Source organism: Micromonospora zingiberis, assembly GCF_004331455.1.
Taxonomy (GTDB): domain Bacteria; phylum Actinomycetota; class Actinomycetes; order Mycobacteriales; family Micromonosporaceae; genus Micromonospora; species Micromonospora zingiberis.
This window is the reverse complement of record NZ_SJJR01000002.1, coordinates 267,726-292,815: the sequence shown is the minus strand read 5'-3', so window position 1 is coordinate 292,815 and position 25,090 is coordinate 267,726. Positions and strand designations below refer to the sequence as shown.

The following is a 25,090-nucleotide window of genomic DNA, read 5'->3' as shown; positions in this document are numbered from 1 at the left end:
ATGTTCGAATACGCCCCCGCCCCCGAGTCGCGCTCGGTGGTGGACATCAAACCGTCCTACGGCCTGTTCATCGACGGCACCTTCGTCGACCCGGCCGACGGCGGCAGCTTCAAGTCGATCAACCCGTCCTCCGAGGAGGTCCTCGCCGAGATCGCCGAGGGCGGCGCGCAGGACGTCGACCGCGCGGTCCGCGCCGCGCGGAAGGCGTACGACAAGGTCTGGGGTCCGATGCCGGGCCGGGACCGGGCCAAGTACCTGTACCGGATCGCCCGGATCATCCAGGAGCGCTCCCGCGAGCTGGCCGTGCTGGAGTCGCTGGACAACGGCAAGCCGATCAAGGAGTCGCGCGACGTCGACCTGCCGCTGGTCGCCGCGCACTTCTTCTACTACGCCGGCTGGGCCGACAAGCTGCCGCACGCTGGCTTCGGCGCGAACCCGCAGCCGCTCGGAGTGGCCGCGCAGGTCATCCCGTGGAACTTCCCGCTGCTGATGCTGGCCTGGAAGATCGCCCCGGCGCTCGCCGCCGGCAACACGGTGGTGCTGAAGCCCGCCGAGACCACCCCGCTGACCGCGCTGCTCTTCGCCGAGATCTGCCAGCAGGCCGAACTGCCGGCCGGCGTGGTCAACATCGTCACCGGTGCCGGTGAGACCGGCCGGGCGCTGGTCGAACACGACGGCGTGGACAAGGTCGCCTTCACCGGCTCCACCGACGTGGGCCGGGCCATCGCCCGCGCCGTCGCCGGCAGCCGCAAGAAGCTCACCCTGGAACTCGGCGGCAAGGCCGCCAACATCGTCTTCGACGACGCCCCGGTCGACCAGGCCGTCGAGGGCATCGTCAACGGCATCTTCTTCAACCAGGGGCACGTCTGCTGCGCCGGTTCCCGACTGCTGGTCCAGGAGTCCGTCGCCGAGCAGGTGCTCGACTCGCTCAAGCGCCGGATGGCCCAGCTCCGGGTCGGCGACCCGCTGGACAAGAACACCGACATCGGTGCCATCAACTCCGCCGCCCAGCTCGCCCGGATCCGGGAGCTGACCGAGGCCGGCGCCGCCGAGGGCGCGGAACGCTGGTCGCCGCCGTGCGAGCTGCCCGACCGCGGCTTCTGGTTCGCGCCGACCATCTTCACCGGCGTCACCCAGGCGCACCGGATCGCCCGCGAGGAGATCTTCGGCCCGGTGCTCTCCGTGCTCACCTTCCGCACTCCGGCCGAGGCGGTGGAGAAGGCAAACAACACGCCGTACGGGCTGTCGGCCGGGATCTGGACCGAGAAGGGTTCCCGGATCCTGTGGATGGCCGACCGGCTGCGCGCCGGAGTCGTCTGGGCCAACACGTTCAACAAGTTCGACCCGACCTCGCCGTTCGGCGGCTACAAGGAGTCGGGCTACGGCCGCGAGGGCGGCCGGCACGGGCTGGAGGCGTACCTCAATGTCTGAGCGGGTCGCGGTACGCAAGACGTACAAGCTCTTCATCGGCGGGAAGTTCCCGCGTAGCGAGTCGGGACGGTCGTATCTCGTGCAATCCGCGAACGTGTCTCTCGCCTCCCGGAAGGACGCGCGGGACGCGGTCGTCGCCGCCCGCGCCGCCGTGAAGGGCTGGGCCGGGGCGACCGCGTACAACCGGGGTCAGATCCTCTACCGGGTCGCCGAGATGCTGGAGGGCCGGCGCGAGCAGTTCGTCGCCCTGGGCGTACCCGGCGACGAGGTCGACGCCGCCACCGACCGCTGGGTCTGGTACGCCGGCTGGTCGGACAAACTGCCGCAGGTGTACGGCGGCGCCAACCCGGTCGCCGGGCCGTACTTCAACCTGTCCGCGCCGGAACCGACCGGCGTGGTGGCGGTGGTGGCCCCCGAGGCACCGGCGCTGCTCGGCCTGGTCAGCGTGATCGCCCCGGCGATCGTCACCGGCAACACGGTGGTGGTGGCCGCCTCCCCGGCCGCGCCGCTGGCCGCGGTGACCCTGGCCGAGGTGCTGGCCACCTCCGACCTGCCGGGTGGGGTGGTCAACATCCTCACCGGCCGGCTACCCGAGACCGTGCCGACGCTGGCCGCGCACATGGACGTCAACGCGATCGACCTGACCGGGGTCGCCGACCCGGAGCTGGCGGCCGACCTGGAGGTCAGGGCGGCGGAGAACCTCAAGCGGGTGCTCCGGCCGGTGCCGGATGATCACGACTGGTCCTCGGATCCCGGGGTGGGGCGGATGACTGCCCTCCTGGAGACGAAGACCGTGTGGCATCCGAAGGGGATCTGAGTTCGGTTTCTTGGTTTTTTGGGGCGCTCTTGGGGGGTTCCGGGGGAGCCCACTCGCTCCGGGCGGTCAGGCTTGATCCCTGCGCGAGTGGGCTCCCCCGGAACCCCTGACCCGCGCGTGCCCCGCCCGTGAGTTACGGCTCACGGGGTACTGCCCAGCGTCGGCTCCTCGCTCGACGGGGTGACGCGGGTCGTGACACCGCAACATCCCCGAAGTTGCTGCCTCGCGCGGGCGCGACACCGCAACATCCCTGAACTTGCTGCGCGGCGCGAGGGTGACAACGCAACATCCCCGAACTTGCTGCCTCGCGCGGGCGTGACACCGCAACATCCCTGAACTTGCTGGGTGGGGGCGGGCGTGACGCCGCAACATCCGTGAAGTTGCTGGGTGGGGGCGGGCGTGACGCCGCAACATCCCTGAACTTGCTGGGTGGGGGCGGGCGTGACGCCGCAACATCCGTGAAGGTGCTGGGTGGGGGCGGGCGTGACGCCGGGACATCCGTGAAGGTGCTGGGTGGGGCGGGCGTGACGCCGGGACATCCGTGAAGGTGTTGGGTGGCTGGCGGGGGCGGGCGTTGGTGAGGGGGTGGGTGTGGGGCTGGCGGAGGGTGGGTTGGTGGGTGCGGTGGGGGTGGGGTGGGTCTACTACGGGGGGTAGGATTCAGGGGTGACTCGGCTGGGGGATCTTGAGCGTGCGGTGATGGACGTGTTGTGGGACACGGTGCCCGCCACGTCGGACGGTGTCACGGTGCGCGAGGTGGCCGACGCCCTGGCCGGGCGCGAGCTGGCGTACACGACCGTGATGACGGTGCTCGACCGGCTCGCCGGCAAGGGCATGGTGCAGCGCGAGCGGGCGGGCCGGGCCTGGCGCTACCGGGCGGCGGCCAGCCGGGAGGCGCACATCGCCCAGCTGATGCTCGACGCGCTCGACCTCGGCGGCAGCCGGGACGCGGCGCTGGTCCGGTTCGCCCGGTCGGTCACCGGCACCGAGGCGGACGTGCTGCGCGCCGCGCTGGCGGCGGAGGCCGCGATGACGCCGGGTGCGGACGGCCCCGGTGTCGGGGACGACGGCGAGCAGCGCCACCGCCAGCATGGTGATCATCGCCGGTCCGATCCGGCCGGGTCTGGTGCACTCACCGACCGGGTTGCGCCGCCGGCCGACCGGGCGTCCCGCCCGGACCGGGCTGGCGAGGCGGCGGAGCGGTAGGGGCGACGCCGTGGCCCACACCCTGCACTTCGCCGGCGCGATGCTGGCCTGTTGGCTGATCGCGCAGATCCTGGCCGGCTCCACCTGGACATGGCGCAGCCCTCGGGTGGCGATCCTCTGTTGGCAGGCGATCGGCCTGGGGGTCGGCCTGTCCGCGATGGGCCTGCCGATCGCGCTCGGACTGGCGCCGTACCGACTCGGCACCGGCAGCGCCCTGCTGGCGCTGACGAACGACCTGTGGCACGGCACCCTGCCGGCCGGTCTGGGCGCGGTGCACCTGGGGCTGGTCGGCGTCGGTTTCGGCATCGGCGCGGTGCTGCTCACCACGACGGTACGCAGCATCCACGGGACGGTACGCGCCCAGCGCCGGCACCGGGAGCTGCTGACCCTGGTGGCCCGGCGCGATCCGGCGGTGCCCGGCGCGCTGGTGCTCGATCATCCGAGTGCGGCGGCGTACTGCCTGCCCGGGGTCAAGCCCCGGGTGGTGGTCAGCGCCGGCACGCTCGACCTGCTCGACCGGGCCGAACTGGAGGCGGTGCTCGCCCACGAGCGGGCACACGCACAGGAGCGGCACGACCTGGTGCTGCTGCCGTTCACCGCGTTGTGCCGGGCGTTGCCCTGGCTGCGCTGGGTGCGGGAGGCGCACGAACGGGTCGGCCTGCTGGTCGAGATGCGCGCCGACGACAAGGCCCGGGAACTGCACGCGGAGGTGCCGCTGGCCGGTGCGCTGCGCCGGTTCGCCGCCGCCGGTCACCGGATCACCCCGGCCGGCACGCTCGGCCTCGGAGACCGGGATCTGGACGTACGGGTGCAGCGGCTGCTGGTCGCCGAGCGCCCGCCGCGACTGCTCGGCGCGGTCGCACTGGCGGTGACCACCACCGCCGCCGCCCTGCCCATCTCGCTGTTCCTGAGCTAGCCACCCGGCCACCGAGCCGACGACCTGAGCACCCTGATCTAACCCTGATCCTGGCCGCTGCGTCCCCGCACGGCCTGATATGTAGGTTCGCTACCTGTAGGCTCCCTGAGGCATTGATCCCGTCCCAGGAGCCGCCTCATGGACACCCTGCTCCTCGCCCGGTTGCAGTTCGCCGCGACCGCCTCGGTCCACTTCCTCTTCGTGGCGGTCACGCTCGGCCTGGTCACCCTGCTGGTCGGGTTGCAGACCGCCTGGGTGCTCACCGGCAACCCACGCTTCGAGCGGCTCACCCGGTTCTGGGGCCAGCTCTACGTGATCAACTACGTGCTCGGCATCGCCACCGGCATCGTGATGGAGTTCCAGTTCGGGCTGAACTGGAGCGGGCTGTCGCGCTACGTCGGCAACGTCTTCGGCGCCCCGCTGGCCATCGAGACGCTGGTCGCCTTCTTCCTGGAATCGACCTTCCTCGGCATGTGGATCTTCGGCTGGCACCGGCTGCGGCGGGGCGTACACCTCGCGCTGCTGTACGGGGTCGCACTCACCGCGTACGCCTCGGCGTTCTGGATCATGGTGGCGAACTCCTGGTTGCAGAACCCGGTCGGCTACGAGGTACGCGACGGCATCGCCCACCTGACCGACTTCTCCGCGCTGCTGACCAACCCGGCGCTGTGGATGGCGCTCGGGCACGTGGTGTCGGCGGCGCTGCTCACCGGTGGGCTGTTGATGGCCGCCGTCAGCGCCTGGCACCTGAGCCGGCGCACCCCCGACTTCGCCCTGTTCCGCACCTCGCTGCGGATCGGCGTGGTCACCGCCGCCCTGGCGATCACCTTCGTCCAGGGCTTCGGCTTCGCCCAGTTCGGGTCGGTGGGTGCGATCCAGCCGACCAAGTTCGGCAGCGGTCCGGAGGCCGACGCGATGATCGCCGGCTGGACCGAGCAGTTCGGCCCGGGTGACTACCTACCGCCCACACTGGCCAACGTCGGGCTCGGCTTCATGATCCTCATTGGTTTCGGCCTCGGACTGCTCTGGCTCCTGCTCCCGCTGCTCTGGCGGGACTGGATCATCCGGCTCCGGTTCCCGCTCTGGCTGCTCATGCTCGCCCTGCCGCTGCCGTTCGTGGCCCTGATCCTCGGCTGGATCGCCCGCGAGGTGGGCCGCCAACCCTGGGTGGCGTACGGCCTGCTGCCGGTGGAGCAGGCGGTCTCCCCGATCAGCCCGTGGCTGATGGCCATCTCGCTGACCGGCTTCACCCTGCTGCTCGGCGCCCTCGCCGTCAGCAACTGGGTGCTGCTGGCCCGGCACGCCGCCCGAGGCGCGGCCGATCCCGCTCTCGGTCGCCCGCCGACCCAGCCACCGGCCGACGACAGCCGCTCCGAGCCCGCCTTCGTGTAGAGGGAGACCCTCATGGAACTCGCCTGGTACGCCCTGCTCGGCCTCTTCTTCGCCGGCTACCTGGTGCTCGGTGGCTACGACTACGGTGTCGGGCTGCTGCTCGCCCGGGGCGCCGACCCGGCCCGGCGACGGGCGGCCCTGAACGCCGTCGGCCCGTTCTTCCTCGGCAACGAGGTGTGGCTGGTGGCCGCCGTCGGCATCCTGTTCGGCGCCTTTCCCGTCCTGGAGGGGGAACTGCTCGCCGGCAGCTATCCGGCGGTACTCGGCGCACTGGCCGGAGTGATCCTGGTCACTGCCGGGGTGCAGTTGCGCAGCCGGCCGGCCAGCGGATGGGCGCGGGCCGGCTGGGACCGGGTGATCGTGGTCGGCAGCCTGCTCGCCGCGCTCGGCTGGGGTGTCGTGCTGGCCGGGCTGTTGCAGGGCGTACCGCTGCACCCGGACGGCCACGTCGTCGGGGTGACGCACCTGTTCAGCCCGTTCGCCGCCGCCACGGCGCTGGCACTGGTCGCGCTGGTCGCGGCGCACGGCGCGACCTTCCTCACGCTGCGGCTGCCGGACGCCGAAGCCGACCAACTCCGGCCGCTGGCCCGCCGACTGCTCCTCGCCGCAGTCGGTGCGGTCGGCACCGCCGCCGTCGTGGGCCTGCTCTCCGACCGGGTACGCGCCGCCGCGCAGCGACCGGCGGTCGGCGTACTGCTGGCCGTGGTGCTGGTCGCGGCGCTGCTGGTGGCATGGGCGGCGCTGCACCGACGGCGGGCCGGCATGGCCTTCGTCGCCACCGCCACCGCGCTCGCCCTGCCGGTCGTGCTGGTCGGGGCGACCCTCTGGCCGTACGTGTTGGTCTCGACGGTCGACCCCGCCGCGTCACTGACCGTGACCGACGCGGCGGCCAGCGCCCCGACGCTGCGCCTGCTGGGCTGGCTGGCGGTGCCGCTGCTGCCGGCCCTACTAGGCTTCCAGGCGATGTGCTGGTGGATTTTCCGGGGACGGACTGACGGCAGGGCGCTGGTGTACTGGTGAATCGCCGCCCCTTCGACCCGCGCCTACTGCGCCGGGTTCCCGCGGCGCGGGGTGACCTCGCCCTGCTCGCGCTGCTCGGTGTGCTCGCCGCCGGGTTGATCGTGGCGCAGGCCACGGCCCTGGCCACCCTGCTGGCCACGGCGTTCGGCGGGCGACTGGACCGGGCCGCTCTGGCCGGCTTCGTCGCCGCCGTCGCGGCCCGCTCGGTGCTGGTCTGGGCGCAGGGCACGGTGTCGGCGCGGCTGGCCGCCACGGTCAAGGCGGAGCTGCGGGCCGACCTGCTCGGCGCGGTCGGCCGGCACGGGCCCGGCTGGGTCGCCGGGCAGCGGGCCGGGCAGTTGGCCACCCTCGCTGGTCGCGGGCTGGACGCCCTGGACGCCTACTTCACCGGCTACCTGCCGCAGTTGATACTCAGCGTCACCGTGCCGGTCGCGGTGCTCGGCCGGATCCTCTTCGCCGACTGGAGTTCGGCGTTGATCATCGCGTTGACCCTGCCGCTCATCCCGATCTTCGGGGCGCTGCTCGGCTGGCAGGCCCAGGCCGCCACCGAACGCCAGTGGCGCCGGCTGTCCCGGCTCGGCGGGCACTTCCTGGACATGGTGGCCGGGCTGCCGACGCTGCGCGCGTTCGGCCGGGCCCGCGCGCAGACCGAGGCGGTACGCCGGATGGCCGACGGCCACCGGGTGGCCACCATGAAGACGCTGCGGATCGCCTTCCTCTCCGCCCTGGTGCTGGAACTCGTCGCCACCCTGTCGGTGGCGCTGGTCGCGGTGCCGGTGGGCATCCGGCTGCTCGGCGGCGGGCTGACGCTCCAGATCGCGCTGCTGGTGCTGCTGCTCACCCCGGAGGCGTACCTGCCGTTGCGGGCGGCCGGCAGCAGGTTCCACGCCAGCATGGAGGGGCTCACCGCGCTGGACGAGGCGTTCACGCTCACCGGCTCCGCGCCGGCCCCGACAGCCCGTACCGGGGCGCTACCGGACGGGCGCGGCGAGATCCGGTTCGAGGCGGTCACCGTCGCCTACGACCGCACCGTCGCGCTGCGGGACGTCTCGCTGACCATCCGGCCCGGTGAACGGATCGCGATCATCGGCCCCAGCGGCGCCGGCAAGAGCACCCTGCTCGGCCTGCTGCTCGGCTTCGTCACCCCGACCGCCGGCCGGGTCACCGTGGCTGGGGTCGACCTCGCCGGGGCCGACCTCGACGGCTGGCGCCGGCAGCTGGCCTGGGTGCCACAGCGCGCCCACCTGTTCGCCGCCTCACTGGCCGACAACATCCGGCTCGGCACCCCCGAGGCGTCCTCGACCGCGGTCGCCACAGCGGTACGGGACGCCGCCCTGGACGACGTGATCGCCGCCCTCCCCGACGGCCTGGACACCCTGCTCGGTGAGCGCGGCCATGGCCTGTCCAGCGGGCAACGGCAGCGGGTCGCGCTGGCCCGGGCGTTCCTGCGGGACGCCCCCGTGGTCCTGCTCGACGAGCCCACCGCCCGCCTCGACACCGCCGCCGAGGCGGTGGTGCTGTCGGCCACCCACCGCCTGGTGGCCGGTCGCACCGCGCTGCTGGTCGCGCACCGGCCGGCGCTGCTCGCCGACGCCGACCGCATCCTGCGGGTGGACGACGGCCGGGTGACCGAGCTGACACCACAACCAACCGGGGAGGGCCGATGAGCGACGAGCGGCCCGAGCTGACCGGCTCCCGGCCGCCCGACGAGGCGCCGGAACGGACCGTGCTGCGTCTGGCCCGGCCCTATCTGAAGCGGCTGATCGGTGCCGGGCTGCTCGCTGCGGCGACCGAGTTCGCCGGGCTGGCCCTGATGGCCACGGCGACCTGGCTGCTGATGGCGGCTGCCGGTCAACCTCCGCTGGACCGGCTCACCGTGGCGATCGTCGCGGTGCGGGCACTCGCCGTCAGCCGGGGCGTGTTGCGCTACACCGAACGGCTCGCCGGCCACGACGCGGTGCTCCGCCTCGTCACCGACGTCCGGACCCGGGTCTTCGCCACCCTGGCCGCCCGGCGCGGCGCCCCGCCACGCACCGGCGACGCGCTGAGCCGGCTGGTCTCCGACGTGGAGGCGGTCCAGGACCTGCTGTTGCGGGTCGTGGTGCCCGGCGCGGCGGCCGGCTTGGTGAGCGTCCTGGCGGTCGGGCTGACCGCGCTCGTCTCGCCGCCGGCCGCGCTCGTGCTCGCCGTCGGTCTGCTGGTGGCCGGGGTGGCCCTGCCGGCACTGGCCACCGCGCTGACCCGACGGGCCGCCGACGAGGTGGCGCCGCTGCGCGGTGCGCTCGCCGCCGACGCGGTCGACCTGACCCACGGTGCGGCCGACCTGGCCGCCTTCGGCGCGACCGGGGACGCCCTCGACGCGGCCCGACGCCGCGCCCGGCGGCTGGCCCGGCTGGAACGCCGGCTCGCCCTACGCGGCTTCGCCGTCGACGCCGCCGGGGTACTGGTGGCCGGGCTGACCGCCGCCGCCGTGGTGCTGGTGGCGCTCCGCGCCGGAGTGGGCGGGGTGCTCGTCGGTGTCCTGGCGGTCGGCACGCTGGCCGCGGTGGAGATCGCCCTGGCGCTGGTCGGCGCCGCCCGGCAGTGGACCGCGCTCCGCGCCGGCCTGACCCGGGTCGCCCGACTCGTGGCCGAGACCCCGGCCATCGAACCGTCCGCCGCCACCGGCCAGCCGCCGCCCACCGTCTCGCCGGGCTCGAACACCCCGACGGCAGTCGGCCCGACCGTCGCCGACGACACCGCCACCGAAGCCGGCCCGGTGGCGCGCGGGGTCGGCGCTGACGGCCGGGGCAGGGCTCCTGAGGTGCGGTTCGACGGGGTGACGGTGCGGTACCGCAGCGGCGCCCCGGCGGCGCTGAACGGGTTCGACCTCGACCTGCCGGCGGGTCGCCGGGTGGCGGTGGTCGGCCCGAGCGGCGCCGGCAAGAGCACCCTCGCGGCGGTGCTGACCGGTGCGGTACGCCCGGATTCCGGTCGGGTCACCCTGGCCGGGCGCGAGCTGGCCGATTACCCGCCCGAGGAGTTGCCGGCGGTGGTCGGCGGACTGCTCGCCGAGGCGTACGTCTTCCACGCCACGGTTCGGGAGAACCTGCTGCTCGGCCGTCCCGCCGCCGACGAGCAGGCGCTGACCGCCGCGACCGAGGCGGCCGGGTTGGCGGGCTGGGTACGGGCGCAGCCGGACGGTTGGGACACCGTCGTCGGTGAGGAGGGCGGGCAGCTCTCCGGCGGTCAGCGGCAGCGTCTCGCGCTGGCCCGGGCGCTGCTCGCCGCGCCCGCCGTGCTGGTGCTCGACGAGCCGACCGAAGGGCTCGACCCGGTCGCCGCCGACCAGGTACTCGCCGCCACCCTCGCCAGCGTCCCCGCCGGGCGCTCGGTACTGCTGATCTCCCACCGGCTCAGCGGTCTGGCCGGGCTGGACGAGATCGTGGTGCTCGACGCGGGGCGGATCGTCCAGCGTGGCCGGCACGCGGAGCTGGTCGAGGCCCCCGGCTGGTACCGGGAGCAGTGGACCCTGCAACAGGCCGCCGAGCACGGTTATCTGGCGCTGTCCGGCTGACCCCCTCAGGGATGTCCCCGACGGCGGGAGGGCCGCTCGGATGGCAGCATGAGGGCCATGCCGGTGGGTGATGACGTCATGGTCGAGGAGCACCTGCGGCAGCTGGCCGGCCGACTGCACGGGCCACGCCGGCTGCGCGCCGACCTGTTGACCGAGGCGCGGCACGGGCTGCTGGACGCCGTCGAGGCGTACCGGGACAGCGGTCTACCGGCCGGCGAGGCGTCCCGGCGGGCGGTGGCCGACTTCGGTACGCCGGAGCAGCTCGCCCCGGCGTACCAGGCCGAGCTGGCGATGGCCGCGCTGCGCCGGCTGGCGCTGTGGATCGTGGCCTTCGCCGGGGTCGCCGCGCTCGCCGGGGACCTGACCTGGCGCGGGTCGAGCTGGAGCGCGGGACCACCTCCGCCCGCCGGCTACCTGCTGTTGTCCCGGTCGGTGGACGTGTTCTGGGCGGTGGCGTTCCTGGTCGGTGCGGCGGGGCTGGTGCTGGCGGTGGCGACCGCGCGGTCGTCCGGGCCCAGGCTCGCCACCGCAGCCCACGCGATGGGCATCCTGCTGACCGCCACCGTCGTGCTGGGCGCGCTGGCCGGGGCGGCGCTGTTCGGCTGGTCGATCGTGCTGTGGGACGCGGCCCTCAGTTGGCCGCCGATGATCGTCGGCATGCTCGTCGTGGGTGCGGCATACCTCTGGCTGGGCCGGATCGCACGCACCTGGCTGCTCGCCACCCGCCGGCTCGCCGCCGGCTAGGTTCTGTCTCACGGATCTTGGTACGAGACAGCCCTCATGGAGGCCGTCTCGTACCAAGATCGGCGGCTAGGCGCCGTGATCAGCTCGATGCCGTCGAGGGGTGGCCGCTGTCGAGGAAACGGCCGACCGTCGCACTGAACTCGCGCCACCCCGTCCGCTGGTCGGCCAGGGCGCGTCGGCCGGCGTCGGTCAGCTCGTACGTCCGCCGCTCCCGCCCGTTGACCGTGCTCCATGCGCTGACCACGTGCCCGGCCCGCTCCAGCCGTCGCAGCGCCGGGTAGACGGTGCCGGTGGGCAGGTCGAGCAGGCCGTCGCTGCGGGCCCGCAGCGCCTCGATGATGGCGTAGCCGTGCAGGGCACCCCGCTCCAGCACGGCGAGCAGGAGGGCGTCGAGGTGGCCGTGCAGCGCCTGGGCGTTCATAGGTAGGAACGCTACTTGTCGGACCACGACACCGCCACCGGGGCGGGCACCGGTCACCCAGCGCAGCCAACTAGGGTATGTGCCCAGAGTCACTTGCCGGCATCCGCGCCGGCGAGTGGGCAGCCCGACGCACCCGGAGGTCACCGTGGCCCGCCAGTCGCCTCAACGGCCGGACGCCGACGAGCCCGAGCTCGATGACACGACCGGCGCCGCCGAGCCGGACGCCACCGCCGAACCGGAGGCCGCCACCGAGGCGGACACCGGCGCCGCCCGCGCGCTCTGGGACGAGCTGCGGATCGACCCGGTGGAGATCGCCCTGCCGGCCGGCACCGGATACACGCTGCGGGCGTACCGGCCGGCCAGCGAGCTGACCCCGACCGACGTGGCCGAGCGCGACGCCGACGATCCGTTCCTGGCCCGCCGTCAGGTCGTCGAGGCCGAGGACGACGAGAGCGACGAGGTCGTCATCCTCGACGAGGAGGTCGCCCGGGAGTTCGCCGAGAGCGACGACGAGGAGAAGCGGGCCAAGGACGGCGCCGCGGACACCGACGCCAAGGAGGACACCGACGCGAAGGCGGCCGACGAGGCCGGCGACGAGGAGGTGCCGGTCTTCCTGAGCCACCGGGGACGGCTGCTGCTGTTCAAGACCCCCGAGTCGCTGGTGAGCTTCGTCCGGTCCGGCGCACCGAACGATCTGTCTCAGCTGGACAGTTGGAATGAATTGTCCGAACGGGTGGAGCCGGCCGACATCGCGCCACTCGACGAGGACATCTACGAACTCGACCTCGTGGTGGAGAACCTGCGCGGCGGGCACGACACCTGGGACCCGACGCTGCTCATCGAGGCCGGCGAGGTCGCCCGGGACGTGGCGTACGCGCTGCGCCTGCCCGCCGTACTCGACATGCTCTCCGCCGGCTCCAGTCTCGACGACCTGGACGAGGCGCTGCGGGCCTCGGCCAACGGCGGCATCGGCGGTTTTCTGGGTCGTCGCCGGCTGAAGAAAATCGGGGCACAAACCGCAAGTCTCGGTTGGCGGACGATTGTCGGAAAGATCTCTGCGGTCGTGGACTGGCGCGACTGACCCGCACCAGGGAGCATCAGTCTCTGGCAGAGAAACCTGTGTCCCGGGAGGAGGACGACGCCGTGGCGCTCGTGCGCGTGTACTGCGGTCTGGCCTCGGCGGATCCGGCCGACCGACCGGCCTCGGCCGGATCGACGCTGACGTCCGCTGTGGTCGACGACGCAGGCCGTCTGCTGCATGTCTCCGAGGTCGGCGACGACCCGGCGGGCTACGCCCGGCTGGTCACGCTCCTCGTGGACCGCTCAGGCGGGCCGAGTGGCGCGGCGATCGCCGCCGACAGCGACGACCACACCGTCACCTCACTGCTCAGCGCCGCCGGTCGCCCATTGGCGCTCGCCGATGACGACTCGGTCGACGACTTCGCCGAGCGGTTCGCCGACGACGATTCGATCGAGGAGATGCAGTCCCCTCCGGCGGTGCGGCGGGCCGTCGGCCTGGCCCGCGCCCTACAGGCCGGCGCCCTGTCGGCCGTGACCCTGCCGGCTCCCCGGGAGCTGGCCGGTTACAAGCAGGTGCTCGCCGCGCACGCGGCACTGACCAGCGGCCGGCACTCCGCCGCGGTCGCACTCCGCGAGGTGCTGCGCGAGCTGTACCCGGCCGCCCTGCGGGCCTTCCCCGACCCCGCGGAGTCGATCCCGCTGGCGGTGCTGGAGGCACTGCCCGAGCCGAGCATGCTCACCGACGCCGGCCGGGGCCGGGACGCCGCAGTCACCGCCGACGCCGTCGCCGCGCAACTCGCGACCGATGGCATGGGCGACCCCGACGCGATCGACGAGGCGGTCACCGCGCTGCGGGTGGCCATCTCCGAGACGCCGCGTCGGTCCACCGTCAACCGGGCGCTCACCGCAGCCGCCGCCGAGACCATCCGGCAGGCGGTCGCCTCCGTGCGGGCCTGCGACGCCGGCTGCGAGGCACTGGTCGGCGCGCTGCACGCCCGGACCGCCGGCCCGGCCCAGGCAACCGGCCGCCGGGCCGCCGCCCGGCGCGGCGAGCCGGTCGGCGAGCTGCCGGTCGCCAACAGCGCAGCCGCCCTGCGCGCGGTACGTCCCACCGGTCCCGAGCCGGCCGGCGGGCGCCGGGCCCGCCCCGAGCCCGTACCGGGCAACGCCGCACCGGCGACGCCCCGGCCGATGGGTCCGCCGCCGATGGCGCCAGCCCCGGTCACCCCGCCGCCGGTCGCACCGGCCCCGGTCGCGCCGGCCGCCGTCGCCGGCCCGCCCGTCTCGGCGCCGCCGTCGCGGCCCGAGTCCACCGGGTCGCGGATCGACGGGCCGACGAACCGGCCGATCTCCACGCCACCGCCACCGCCCGGGATCACCCCGATCGCGCCGGCACCACGCGGCTCGATCCCACCCGCCGAGGCCGGCGAGCCGTTCCGCCCGACGCTGACCACGGCGGCGATCAACAGTGCCCGCGCCGAGCGCCAGCGCACCATCATCCCGCCCCGGCCCAAGACCAACGGTGAGCCGCCGGCACCGACGGGCGGTTTCAGCGCCACCGACCTCAGCGTGCCGGTGCCGACGCCCCGCCCCGGGCAGGAGCCGGCCGCGCCCGGCTCGCGCGCCAACTGGCCGCTGGTCAACAACCCCGAGAACCCCGTCGACAGCTCGGCCCGCAACCCCGCCGTCGGCTCGTACGACGACCGGCACCGGGGGGCCGCCGCCGACACCCAGGCCGAGGTGCCCGCCGACCTGAACACCGAGCGTCGGGTGACCCCGCCGTGGCTCGCCGACGACCTGCCGCCGGAGCCTCCGGTGCTGCGGCTCGTCGAGCCGCCCCCGCTGGCCGACCGGGCTCTGCGGGGCGGGGCGGAGTCGCATCTGGAGAACCCGCCGCTGCGTCTGGTGGACCGGGCTCGGGCCGAGGAGCACGGTGGGCGCCCGGCGGAGCAGCTGGATCTCACGCCGCCGCGCCGCCCGGTCCCGCCGGTCGAACACCGGCCGTCGCCGATCTCCGACGAGGGTGACGGCGATCTGCTGATCTTCGCCCAGGCCAAGTCGGCCTGGTTCGTCGGGCACGGCGAGGATGCCGACCTGGACTGGTCGAGTCTGGCCGACAGCGGATGGCAGGCCGCCGAGCAGGCCGCCCGTCCGGCAGTCGGTGCCGAGACGAACGCCGGGCTGCCCAAGCGCGTACCGCAGGCCAACCTGGTGCCCGGCTCACCGCTGCGCGAGGAGCGTCCACTGCGGATCGTGCGGGACGCGGCGAGCCTGGCCGAGAACACCACCGGCTACTTCCGCGGCTGGCGCCGGGGACAGGAGATCGGCGGGTTCGCGGTCGGTGGCCGCCCGGGTCGGGAGTCGGCCGGCGGCTGGGACTTCACCCGGGACACCGGCGACCGCGACGACGATCGGGAGTACGAGTACCGCTCCGCCGGCTACCGCTCCTGACGCCGGCACCCCCGCTCACCTGCGTGTTTCTGCCCACACCCGGATAATTTGACGCCGGGTCGGCGGGGCCGGAAGCATACCCGCGGAACAGCCGGCGGCAGGTCGCCGGGCGGGAAGGCGACACATGGCAACACCGGCAACCGGCCCCTGCGTGCTCACCCGACGGGGCGTCCTGGCTGCGGCGGCGGGCACCCTGCTGCTCAGCGCCTGCGGGCGCGAAGGTGACCGCGAGCAGGCTGTCGTCCGGCCCACCCCCGGACACGAACTGGTCATCGGCGTGACGCTGGAGCTGAGCGGGCCGGGCGCGGCCCTGGGCGTGGCCCAGGAGCGGGCCCTGGCGATCAGCGCGGAGGCCGCCAACGTCAAGGGTGTGGCCGTCGGCAACCTGCGCCGGACCGTCCGGCTGGAGGTACTGGACAACCGCAGCGACCCCCGGCTCGCCGCCCAGCAGGCCACCGAGCTGGGCGAGCGCGACGACGTGCACGCCCTGATCGGGGGCGCCCTGGCGGAGACCTCGATGTCGATCATCGGGGCGGCGCAGCAGCTCCGGCTGCCGTTCGTGTCGCTGGCGTTCGGTGACGCGATCACCGTCCCGCTGGCCCAGCGGGCGTTCATCTACAAGGTCACCCCGGACGCCGGGGACGTCGCCCGGCGGCTGACCCAACTGCTCGACAGCCAGCGGGTACGCCGGATCGTGCTGCTGGCCGAGGGTGGGCTGCACGGCGACTCCGGCGTACGGGCGATGAGCAACGCCGTACGCGCCGCCGACGCGGAGATCGTCCGCACGGTACGGCTCCCCCGGGCCGCCGATGGCGTCACCCGCGCCGCTGAGCAGGCCGTAGCGGCCCGAACCGACGGCGTGGTCGTCTGGGGTACCGCCCCGACCTCCGGTGCCGCCGCACGGGCGCTCCGCGAGGCCGGATTCGACGGCACGCTGTTGTTCGACGCCGGGGCGGTCGCCGAGGAGACCCTGGAGGGCCGCAACGCGCTCGCCGTGGAAGGCGCGTACGCCGTGCACCCGACCTCGTTGGGCGGCTCCACCATGGCCAACGGCAGCGCCGCCGGTCGCGCGTACCGGGATCTCGTCTCGCAGTACATCCACCGGCACGGCGCCTACAACGGCTTCGCCCCGTACGCCTCGGACGCCCTGCTGCTCATCACCACGGCGGCCCGGCTGGCCGACAGTGTGGACCGTGGCCGGCTGCGGGCCTACCTACAGAACCAGGTCACCGACGGGATGTCGGGGCTGTACTCGTTCACGCCCATCCGGCACAGCGGGATGGAGCGGCACTCCCTCGGGGTGTACCGGGTGGACGGCGGCGCCTGGAACCGGCACAGCTGATCGGCCCCGGGCGCCTGCGGCTGATCGGCCCCTGGCGCCCGCTCGGGGCCCAGCCCTGGGCAGCCGCGTCTCGGCGCGGTACCGGCGTACGGGCAGCAGCGCGGGCCACCGGATCGACGGCGCCAACTCCGGATCCACCGCGACCGAGGTGGCGGCGCCGTTATCCGCACAGCAACCAGCGCCCGGTGACGGCGGAGCCGACACCGGGCGCTGCGACGTGATACTCAGGCCGGGGCGACGGCCCGCGAGCGACGCATGGTGAGCACGTACTCGACCAGCGAGATCAGCACGTGCTTCGTCGACTCCCGGTTCCGGGCGTCGCAGGCCACCACCGGGACGTGGGAGGAGATGGCGAGCGCCTCCCGGACGTCCTGCGGGTCGTGGTACTGCATGCCGTCGAAGCAGTTGATGGCCACCAGGTACGGCAGCCGCCGGTGCTCGAAGAAGTCGATCGCCGCGAAGCAGTCGGCCAGCCGGCGGGTGTCCACCAACACGACCGCGCCGATCGCGCCGCGCACCAGTTCGTCCCACATGAACCAGAAGCGGGTCTGACCCGGCGTACCGAACAGGTACAGGATCAGGTCGCGATCGATCGAGATACGGCCGAAGTCCATGGCCACCGTGGTCGTCTTACCCGGCACCTGCCGGGTGTCGTCGACGCCAACCCCGGCGGAGGTCATGATCGCCTCGGTCGTCAGCGGCGTGATCTCCGAGACCGAGCCGACCAGCGTCGTCTTGCCGACGCCGAATCCACCGGCGATAACGATCTTCGCCGAGGTCACGCGCCCGCTCGGGGTCGGCGGGCGGTGCGACATGTCAGAGCCTGCGAAGTCCACTCAGCACCCTCTCCAGCAATTCAGTGCCCACCGCGTCGTCCGAGTCGTCCAGGATGGTCGGCTCGTGGACCGCGACCAGGCCGTCCGTCGCCATGTCGGCGATGAGCACCCGGGCCACGCCGAGCGGAAGCTGCATTCGCGCCGCGATCTCGGCGAGTGACTGCACGCGTCCGTCGCACAGCGCGGCGATGTACTGGTGTTCACGGCCTTGCCCACCGTTGTTGCCGGTGGCAGCGGCCCGACCGCGCACCGTCGTCTCGACCAGCGCCTCCAGGGCGATGTCGAGGCGGGGACGGGTACGACCACGGGTTACGGCGTATGGACGGACCAATGCGCCGGTCGGCTCGTCACGATCAGTCATGTCGCCGCTCACCTCCTTCGTACCCGGCACCGGATGACCCGGTGCTACCCGTCGTATGTAGTGTCTCGCCTCGCCCGCCACCCGGCCGGCGCGACGATCAGCCCATCATCCCGACAGCCGTACGCGGCGCCGGGGTCAGGGCGTCGCCCACCCGGTCGACGAGCAGGGCCATTTCGTAACCGACCTGCCCCACGTCGGAGCTGCGCGCGGCGAGCACCGCGAACGACGAGCCGTCGGAGATCGACATCAGGAACAGGAAGCCATTGTCCATCTCGACCACGGTCTGCAGCACGGCGCCTCCCTCGAAGCAGCGGGCCGCCCCCTGGGTCAGGCTGACCAGGCCGGAGGCGATCGCCGCCAGCTGATCCGCCCGGTCCCGCGGGAGGTCTCGTGACGACGCCAGGAGCAGGCCGTCCGCGGAGACGGCGACCGCGTGCGCGACACCCGGTACCCGATCGGCGAAGTTGGCCAGCAGCCAGCCGAGATCCTGCGTACTAGTCATCCTTCTTGCTCCTTCTGCCCGCTCCCGGCCACCGGGCCTGAGCCAGACTGCGAGGATTGCTGCCCGCCCGAAGTTCCCTCCGGGCCGGTCGGGTTGCTGTCCGACGGGTGGTTACGCCCCCGCTGGACACCACGGTGGTAAGCGGAGAGCAGTCCGCGCACCGACTCGGGGTTGCGTCGCTGCACCGAGGTGCTCGGCTTCTCCACCGCTCCCGGTACGAGCTGCGCCATCGGCGTGCGCTTCGGCAGCCCGGTCTGGGTGGTGCCGCCGGTCGACACCTGACTGGCGGCGGAGGCGGCCCGCCAGCCGTCGTCGGCCGCAGTCTGCCACACACTCTCCTGCGGCGCAGGACGGTATGCGGGCCGGCTCTCGGCGGCACCCGGACGGGGCCCGCCGTTCGTCCCGGCGCCGTTCCCGCCCAGCCCGCCGCCGGCCGTCGGAGTCTCTGCCATCGGTGCGTTACCTGTCGTCCCGGGTGCGGTCTGCGGAGCGGACCGACCAGCGGTGTCGACCGCGGAGAACTGTTGGGTCGGTGCACCGTTCGCCGCCGGCTGGCGGGCACCTGCCGACTCCTCCGGGCCCGGACGGCGGGTGCGGAACCACGCCGACTCCAGCTCCCGGAAGATGGGCAGCTCCATCGTCTCATCCGCGTACCGCTGCCGGTTCTGCGCCTGCGGCGTCGGAGTGGTCGGCCGGGCGGACTGCGCCGCCGGACGTGGCACCCGAGGCAGCTCGGTGGTCATGTCCAGCGCCGCGGCCAGTCGCTCCGGCACGGCCGGGGCCGCCGGTTCCCCGGCGACCGGGGGCCAGGCGGGCGGCGCCGAGGGTGCCGGACTGGTCGGTCCCGCCGACACCGGACGCTGCGGCAGTTGGCTGCCCGGCGGCGTCGAGATCGGGGCGGCGGAGTACGGCTGTCCGGACGCCGGAGCGGCCGAGACCGGCGGGGCGGAGTACGGCGTACCCGAGATCGGGGGCGACGAGATCGGCGGGATCGGCGGGGCCGACACCGCGGGCGGCGCGTACGGCATGGCCTCCGGGCTGCTCGGCAGCTGGCGCGGAATGTTCGGCTGCGAACCGGCGCCGGGGTGCTCGTCGGCGGCCCGACGCTGCGGCAGCGGATCGATCGGCTGGCCGTTGGAGGAGCGGGGGGCGAAGTTGCTCGCGCCGGCGCCACCGCCGCCACCGGTGACGCCGCTGGCGCCGGTCAGGTCCGACCAGGCGGGCAGGTTGGCCGCACCCGCCGCGGTGGCCGGGGTTCCCGCCCCGTTGCGGCTGGCCGGGTCGAAGGGCCGCCCGCCCAGGGTCACCTGGTTGCCGGAGCCGCCGGGGCGCTGCGTGGGCGCCGCAGGTGCGGCCGGACCGTTGCCGAGCGCGGGCAGCGCCCCGAAGGCCAGGTTCGGGCCGGGCGGCGCAGCGGCCGGGGCGGGCAACGCGGCGGGCTGCATTCCCCGACCGGACAGTGCCCGGGGCACCAGCACGGTGGGGGGCAGCGTGACGTCGGCGACCGTGCCCCGGTCGTTGCCGGGACGCAACTCGACCTTGACCACGTGCCGGGACGCCAGCCGGGCGACCACGACCAGACCCATCATCCGGGATACGGCCACGTCCACCTGCGGCGGCGTGGCAAGCCGCTCGTTCAGGTCGGCCAGTTGCTCGGGGCTGATCCCGATGCCCCGGTCCTCCACGTACAGCGAGGCGCGGTCGCCGACCCGACGGGCCTCGACCAGCACCTGCGAATCCGGCGGCGAGAACGCGGTGGCGTTGTCGAACAGCTCCGCGACGAGGTGGACGAGGTCGTTCACCGCGTGCGCGGCGACCTCGATGTCGCGGTCGATCACCCCGAACTCGATGCGCGTGTAGTGCTCGACCTCGGACTGCGCGGCGCGCAGCACGTCGATCAGCGCGGCCGGCTCCCGCTGCACGCGGGTCGAGTCGGCACCGGCGAGGACCAGCAGGTTCTCGTCGTTGCGGCGCATCCGGGTGGCGAGGTGGTCGAGCTGGAACAGCTCGGCCAGCCGGTCCGGGTCCTCCTCGCCGCGTTCCAGCCGGTCGAGGTGCCCGATCAGCCGGTCGACCAGGATCTGGGACCGGCGGGCCAGGTTGACGAACATGGTGGCGACGGACGCCCGCAGTGCGGCCTGCTCGGCGGCGGTGCGGACCGCCTCCAGGTGGACCGCGTTGAAGGCCTCGGTCACCTGACCGAACTCGTCGCGGCTGCGCACCGGCAGCGGCTCGGCGATCTGGTTGGCCAGTTGCACCGGGGAGAGCTGCCCGGTGACCTGCGGGTCACGCAGCCGGGCCACCGCCTGGGGCAGCCCGTACTGGGCGATGGAGAGCGCACCCTGGCGCAGTTCCCGCAGGGAGCGGGCCATCGAGCGGGCCACCAGGTACGCCAGGATGACGGCGAGCAGCAGCATGGTCAGCAGCAGGCCGGTCTCCAGGAACACCTGGCGCTGCACGTCGGAGCGGAGTTCGGCAGCCTGCGTCTGCACGTCGGTGTCGAACTTCGACTCGACCGCACGGATCAGCTTCCCGTTGGCGACCAGCGCCGCGTCCCACTGGTCGGCGGTGAAGGAGATGCCGGAGAGGTCCGGGGAGGTGTCGGCGTTGACCTGGCTGATGTAGATGGTCGCCTGCCGGCGGTCACCGCCGCCGATGGTCTGGGCGTGGAACTCCGCCTCTTCGTCGGTGGCGACCGAGTTGAAGCTCTGCTGCGCCTGCTGCTGACCGGTCTCGCTGGAGATGTAGTCGGTCCGCAGGGCGGAACTCATGCCCCGCTGGAGCGCCCGGTGCACCACCACCCGGCGCACGGAGAGCCACTCCTTCTCCCGGGCCACGGCGGCGGAGGCGCGCATCCGGTCGCTCAGCTCGTTGTCACCGGCGAGCTGGCTGGCCGAGTCCCGAACGGTGAGCAGCTGGTTGATCAGCTCGTCGTAGGACTGGAGCGCATCGGTGATCTTGAACTTGCCGTTGAACACCTGACTACGCGTGCCCGGCAGGTCGGTCAGCCGCCCGTCGATCTGGTTGAGCAGACCACCGAGGCTGGAGGGCAGATCGGTGAGTTCGGCCCGCTGCTGCGAGTAGGGGTCCTTGACCTCGTCGACCCGCGCGGAAACCTGGTTGTAGAGGGCGGAGTACTTCTTCTTCGCCTCCGACTCGGGCTGCCCCGCCTGCTGCGGCGGCACACCCAGCAGCAGCACCGCCGCGGTCCGCTCGTCCTGCAGGCCGTCCACCAGTTCGCCGGAATAGCCGATGAGCTCGGCAAGGTCACCGGCCCGGTTCGCGTCGCTCAGCGATTCCAGGTGGTCGACCAGGCCGCTGGTGCCCACGACGACCGTGGCGATGGTCGGCACGATCATGATGAGACCGAGCTTTGACCAGATCGGCATGTCGCGGAGCCGACCAGCCGGCCGGCGCAGACGCGACAGGAAGGAGCCTGCCGTCTTCGGCCGTTTGCTCACGTCACCGCCCTCGTGATTGCAGCGTCCGCGTTGCCCCCGGGCAACGCCCAGCGGCCGACCCGGCGGGTCGGACCATCCGAGATTCCATCACGCCGCCCGGCAAAGAGAAAGCCCAGGTTGGCCCTAGCTGGCGGTGTGATGAGATGTTGATGCAATTTGATCGCGGTCCGTCTGTCCGGAGTCACTAAAAGTAATGGTATCCCCGCGCCGAGTCGTCCTACTTGCCGGCCCTTCCGGCTCCGGAAAGTCGTACATAGCCCAACGAACCGGTCTACCGGTCCTCTGCTTGGACGACTTTTACAAAGACGGCGATGACCCTACGTTACCTAGACGGAACGGGCAGATCGACTGGGAGTCGCCCGATTCCTGGGACGCCGAGAGCGCGATCGAGATCATTGCCCAACTGATCCGCCACGGCCAAGCAGACGTGCCGGTCTATGCCATAAATGAGGATCGCCGGGTAGCCAGCCGACGCTTCGACCTGGCCGATGCGCCACTTTTCGTCGCCGAAGGGATTTTCGCTGCCGAGATCGTCGAGGAATGCCGACGACGCGGCCTGCTCGCCGGGGCGTACGCCCTGCGCCGGCCGCGTGGCGCGACCTTCCTCCGCCGCCTGAGCCGGGATCTCGCCGAGCAGCGCAAGGGCCCCCGGGTGCTGCTGAGTCGCGGCGTCGCGCTGCTGCGGGCCGAACCGGCGGTGCTGCGGCGGCAGACCGGCCTCGGCGCGGAGGCGGCCCGTGGCCGGGAAGTCCTGCGGCGGGTGGCCCGACTGCTCGCCGCCGGTCACCCACCCGCCCGGTGAGTCACCCCAGGAGCTTCGCGTACGCCGGCTTGATCACCTCGTCGATGATCTGGAGCCGCTCGTCGAACGGGATGAAGGCACTCTTCATCGCGTTGATGGTGAACCACTGCACCTCGCGCCAGCCGTAGCCGAACGCCTCGGAGAGCAGAGCCATCTCGCGGGAGACCGAGGTGCCGCTCATCAGCCGGTTGTCGGTGTTGACGGTGACCCGGAACCGCAGGTCACGCAGCAGACCGATGGGGTGCTCGGCGATCGAGGCGGCGGCGCCGGTCTGCACGTTGGACGACGGGCAGAGCTCCAGCGGAATGCGCTTGTCCCGCACGTACGCGGCCAGCCGGCCGAGCGTCGGCTCGGCACCCGGCGTGATGTCGTCGACGATGCGTACGCCGTGCCCGAGCCGATCCGCGCCGCACCACTGGATGGCCTGCCAGATCGACGGCAGCCCGAACGCCTCACCGGCGTGGATGGTGAAGTGGAAGTTCTCCCGCTGGAGGTATTCGAAGGCGTCCAGATGCCGGGTGGGCGGGAAGCCCGCCTCCGCGCCGGCGATGTCGAAACCCACCACACCGTGGTCGCGGTGCCGTACCGCCAACTCGGCGATCTCCTGCGACCGGGCCGCGTGCCGCATCGCGGTGAGCAACGTGCCGACCCGGATCGGCGTACCCAACTCGGCGGCGAGGGCGCTGCCCTCGACGAAACCGGCCAACACCGCCTCGACCACCTCGTCCAGGCTCAGATCCCGTTCCAGGTGCTGCTCCGGGGCGAACCGCACCTCGGCGTAGACCACCCCGTCGGCGGCCAGGTCCAGCGCACACTCGCGGGCGACCCGGCGTAGCGCCGAGGGGGTCTGCATCACGGCGACGGTGTGCGCGAAGGTCTCCAGGTAACGCTCCAGCGATCCGGAGTGGGCCGCCGCCACGAACCAACGACCCAGCTCATCGGGGTCGGTGCTGGGCAACTCGTGACCGACCTCGGCGGCCAGGTCGATGATCGTCGCAGGTCGCAGGCCGCCGTCCAGATGGTCGTGCAGCAGCGCCTTCGGTGCCTTGACGATGTCCTCGTACCGCAGAGTCGTGACCATGGTCTGACCCTAGTCCCCGCCGCTGACCGGCCCCACCCGACCACCAGGGACAATGGCCTGGTGAACGCACCTGGACCGGACCCTCGGGTCGTCGACCGCCTGCGCTGCCCGGTCTGCGGCGAAGGACTGACCACCGTCGTCCACACCCTGCGCTGTCCGCGCCGGCACAGTTTCGACGTCGCCCGGCAGGGCTACGTCAACCTGCTCGCCGGTCGCGCCCCGCACACCGGCGACACCGCGGAGATGGTCGCCGCCCGAGCGGACTTCCTGGCTGCCGGCCACTACGACGTCATCTCCGCCGCCCTCGCCGACGCCGCCGCCGCTCACCTAACTGCCCCGCACTCCCTTTGCTCTGCTTCAACGGACGCAACGGAAACCGGGCGAGAGTGGCGCGTGGAGGTAAGCAGAGCAAAGGCGGCACAGCTGGCGGTGCCTGGCGCCCAGGCGGCCGGTGCCGTCGAGCCGTACCCGCTGGTGGTGGATGCCGGCGCGGGCACCGGCCGGCACCTCGCGGCGGTGCTGGCGGCGGTGCCGACGGCGGTCGGTCTCGCCCTGGACATCGCCAAGCCCGCGCTACGGCGGGCCGCCCGGACCCACCCGCGCGTCACCGCGGCGCTGGCCGACACCTGGCAGCGACTGCCGCTGGCGGACGCCTCGGCGGCGCTGCTGCTGAACGTCTTCGCGCCCCGCAACGGCGCCGAGTTCCACCGGATCCTCGCCCCGACCGGACGGCTGCTGGTGGTGACCCCGGCCACCGACCATCTCACCGAACTGGTCGCCGCGCTCGGTCTGCTCCGGGTCGACCCGGCCAAGGCGGATCGGGTGGCGGCCAGCCTGGGCGGGCACTTCACCGAGGAGTCGGCCACCGTGCACCGGCAGGAGCTGACGCTCTCCGGCCCGGAGGTGGCCACCCTGGTCGGCATGGGCCCGAGCGCCTGGCACACCGACCCGGTGGCGCTGGCCGCCCGGATCTCCGCCCTCGGCGAGCCGGTCCGGGTGACCGTGGCGGTCCGGCTCGGCGTCTACCGACCGTCCTAGGTGGAGAGGTCGACCTCTTCCCAACCGGGCGGCTCGTCGTGGTAGGGCCCGCGCAGGATCACCGCCCACTCCAGCGCCCAGCGTCGCTGGCCGATCGCGTTGGCGTCCACCAGACCGGGCATCGCCCGGCCGGCGCGGCCCACCTCCAGGTACGCCCAGTCCAGGCAGTAGTGCAGGTCGAGCAGGGCCGCCGCGTCCGCCGGGTGCTGCGGCGCTGCCAGGATCCTGGACCGCCACTGCCGGAAGGTCTCCCCCTCGGCGATGTTCGGCAGCCGCTCCACCAGCCGGTCGTCCGCCGGCATGGTGGGGTCGAGCTGCTTTGTCAGGCCGAGTACCCAGGCCAGCGAGAACAGCGCGTCGTGGTGCAGGACGAAGGAACGATGGTCACCCTTGGCCCCGGTGACGAACTGGAATTCCGGCGGGGTGACCATCTCCACCAGGTGCGAGGCGAGCAGCCAGCTCATCGCGGCCTGGGGCGGCATGCCGAAGCAGCGGGCCAGGATCAGGTGCAGCACCGCGATCCGCGCCTCGATCTCCCCGGTGGGTCGCAGCTCGATCTCGTCGCCCGGTTCCCAGACCAGCGGAAACTGCGGGGGCGGCAGCGGAAGCCGCAACCGGGACAGCTCTTCCAGGCTCGCCTCGCGCACTTCCCGGGGGTCCGGGGCAGGAACGATCACGGCAACATCCCTGTCT

The 25,090-nt window shown here is 73.0% G+C and carries 19 protein-coding genes and 3 pseudogenes; 15 read left to right on the top strand and 7 right to left on the bottom strand.

The genetic code is table 11. The annotated features are described in order from the left end of the window. The 9 genes and pseudogenes from E0H26_RS04370 to E0H26_RS04330 all read left to right on the top strand — a co-directional run bounded on the left by E0H26_RS04370 (position 1) and on the right by E0H26_RS04330 (position 11,082). Positions 1 to 1,431, top strand: a complete 1,431-nt coding sequence (locus tag E0H26_RS04370) for an aldehyde dehydrogenase family protein (protein ID WP_131301047.1) — start codon at positions 1 to 3, stop codon at positions 1,429 to 1,431. Continuing rightward, positions 1,424 to 2,248 carry an aldehyde dehydrogenase family protein gene (locus E0H26_RS04365; RefSeq protein WP_131301045.1) on the top strand — a complete coding sequence of 275 codons (825 nt, stop codon included), beginning with the start codon at positions 1,424 to 1,426 and terminating at the stop codon, positions 2,246 to 2,248. The genes E0H26_RS04370 and E0H26_RS04365 overlap by 8 nt, the downstream gene beginning before the upstream one ends. A 666-nt stretch (positions 2,249 to 2,914) precedes the next feature. Beyond that, a pseudogene (locus E0H26_RS04360) lies at positions 2,915 to 3,454 on the top strand (BlaI/MecI/CopY family transcriptional regulator). Between the two features lie 10 nt (positions 3,455 to 3,464). Then, positions 3,465 to 4,370, top strand: a complete 906-nt coding sequence (locus E0H26_RS04355) for a M56 family metallopeptidase (RefSeq protein WP_131301043.1) — start codon at positions 3,465 to 3,467, stop codon at positions 4,368 to 4,370. Between the two features lie 138 nt (positions 4,371 to 4,508). Then, on the top strand, positions 4,509 to 5,762 hold the full coding sequence (locus E0H26_RS04350) for a cytochrome ubiquinol oxidase subunit I (RefSeq protein WP_131301041.1): 1,254 nt from the start codon (positions 4,509 to 4,511) through the stop codon (positions 5,760 to 5,762). Positions 5,763 to 5,774: 12 nt separating this feature from the next. Further along, on the top strand, positions 5,775 to 6,782 hold the full coding sequence (locus tag E0H26_RS04345) for a cytochrome d ubiquinol oxidase subunit II (RefSeq protein ID WP_131301039.1): 1,008 nt from the start codon (positions 5,775 to 5,777) through the stop codon (positions 6,780 to 6,782). Beyond that, a complete protein-coding gene (gene cydD, locus E0H26_RS04340; protein WP_131301037.1) occupies positions 6,779 to 8,449 on the top strand; it encodes a thiol reductant ABC exporter subunit CydD in 1,671 nt (556 codons plus the stop codon). Before E0H26_RS04345 ends, cydD begins: the two co-directional genes overlap by 4 nt. Next, a complete protein-coding gene (cydC, locus tag E0H26_RS04335; protein ID WP_131301035.1) occupies positions 8,446 to 10,338 on the top strand; it encodes a thiol reductant ABC exporter subunit CydC in 1,893 nt (630 codons plus the stop codon). The genes cydD and cydC overlap by 4 nt, the downstream gene beginning before the upstream one ends. Before the next feature lie 57 nt (positions 10,339 to 10,395). Continuing rightward, positions 10,396 to 11,082: a permease prefix domain 1-containing protein gene (locus E0H26_RS04330; RefSeq protein WP_131301033.1), complete on the top strand. Its 687-nt coding sequence runs from the start codon at positions 10,396 to 10,398 to the stop codon at positions 11,080 to 11,082. A gap of 79 nt (positions 11,083 to 11,161) precedes the next feature. On the opposite strand, the gene E0H26_RS04325 is transcribed toward E0H26_RS04330, so the two are convergent. Continuing rightward, entirely contained in the window at positions 11,162 to 11,503 is a 342-nt protein-coding gene (locus tag E0H26_RS04325) for a PadR family transcriptional regulator (RefSeq protein WP_131301031.1), read from the bottom strand. A 115-nt stretch (positions 11,504 to 11,618) separates the two neighbouring features. Between E0H26_RS04325 and E0H26_RS04320 the strand changes: the two genes are divergently transcribed. From E0H26_RS04320 to E0H26_RS04310, 4 genes and pseudogenes are all read left to right on the top strand, one after another. Beyond that, positions 11,619 to 12,584, top strand: a complete 966-nt coding sequence (locus E0H26_RS04320; RefSeq protein ID WP_131301029.1) for a DNA primase — start codon at positions 11,619 to 11,621, stop codon at positions 12,582 to 12,584. A 38-nt stretch (positions 12,585 to 12,622) separates the two neighbouring features. Then, a pseudogene (locus E0H26_RS04315) lies at positions 12,623 to 14,438 on the top strand (transposase); the annotation flags it as partial. A 68-nt stretch (positions 14,439 to 14,506) separates the two neighbouring features. Further along, positions 14,507 to 14,974, top strand: a pseudogene (locus tag E0H26_RS30540) (transposase); the annotation flags it as partial. A gap of 124 nt (positions 14,975 to 15,098) precedes the next feature. Beyond that, positions 15,099 to 16,316, top strand: a complete 1,218-nt coding sequence (locus E0H26_RS04310) for an ABC transporter substrate-binding protein (protein ID WP_131301025.1) — start codon at positions 15,099 to 15,101, stop codon at positions 16,314 to 16,316. 224 nt (positions 16,317 to 16,540) lie between these two features. Here E0H26_RS04310 and E0H26_RS04305 read toward each other — a convergent pair whose 3' ends face one another. From E0H26_RS04305 to E0H26_RS04290, 4 genes are all read right to left on the bottom strand, one after another. After that, positions 16,541 to 17,131, bottom strand: a complete 591-nt coding sequence (locus tag E0H26_RS04305; RefSeq protein ID WP_131301023.1) for a GTP-binding protein — start codon at positions 17,129 to 17,131, stop codon at positions 16,541 to 16,543. A 1-nt stretch (position 17,132) separates the two neighbouring features. After that, on the bottom strand, positions 17,133 to 17,513 hold the full coding sequence (locus E0H26_RS04300; protein ID WP_131301021.1) for a DUF742 domain-containing protein: 381 nt from the start codon (positions 17,511 to 17,513) through the stop codon (positions 17,133 to 17,135). Between the two features lie 97 nt (positions 17,514 to 17,610). Next, positions 17,611 to 18,015: a roadblock/LC7 domain-containing protein gene (locus E0H26_RS04295; RefSeq protein ID WP_131301019.1), complete on the bottom strand. Its 405-nt coding sequence runs from the start codon at positions 18,013 to 18,015 to the stop codon at positions 17,611 to 17,613. Further along, positions 18,012 to 21,476, bottom strand: a complete 3,465-nt coding sequence (locus E0H26_RS04290) for a sensor histidine kinase (protein WP_131301017.1) — start codon at positions 21,474 to 21,476, stop codon at positions 18,012 to 18,014. Before E0H26_RS04290 ends, E0H26_RS04295 begins: the two co-directional genes overlap by 4 nt. 286 nt (positions 21,477 to 21,762) lie before the next feature. On the opposite strand from E0H26_RS04290, the gene E0H26_RS04285 reads away from it, so the two are divergent. Next, positions 21,763 to 22,278: an ATP-binding protein gene (locus tag E0H26_RS04285; protein WP_240742001.1), complete on the top strand. Its 516-nt coding sequence runs from the start codon at positions 21,763 to 21,765 to the stop codon at positions 22,276 to 22,278. A 1-nt stretch (position 22,279) separates the two neighbouring features. On the opposite strand, the gene E0H26_RS04280 is transcribed toward E0H26_RS04285, so the two are convergent. Further along, positions 22,280 to 23,359, bottom strand: coding sequence for an adenosine deaminase (locus tag E0H26_RS04280; RefSeq protein WP_131301013.1), 1,080 nt, complete (start codon positions 23,357 to 23,359; stop codon positions 22,280 to 22,282). A gap of 60 nt (positions 23,360 to 23,419) precedes the next feature. Between E0H26_RS04280 and E0H26_RS04275 the strand changes: the two genes are divergently transcribed. Beyond that, positions 23,420 to 24,397: a putative RNA methyltransferase gene (locus E0H26_RS04275; protein ID WP_131301011.1), complete on the top strand. Its 978-nt coding sequence runs from the start codon at positions 23,420 to 23,422 to the stop codon at positions 24,395 to 24,397. Here the strand turns inward: E0H26_RS04275 and E0H26_RS04270 are convergent. After that, a complete protein-coding gene (locus E0H26_RS04270; RefSeq protein WP_131301009.1) occupies positions 24,394 to 25,074 on the bottom strand; it encodes a DUF4272 domain-containing protein in 681 nt (226 codons plus the stop codon). The genes E0H26_RS04275 and E0H26_RS04270 overlap by 4 nt on opposite strands. Positions 25,075 to 25,090: the final 16 nt, after the last annotated feature.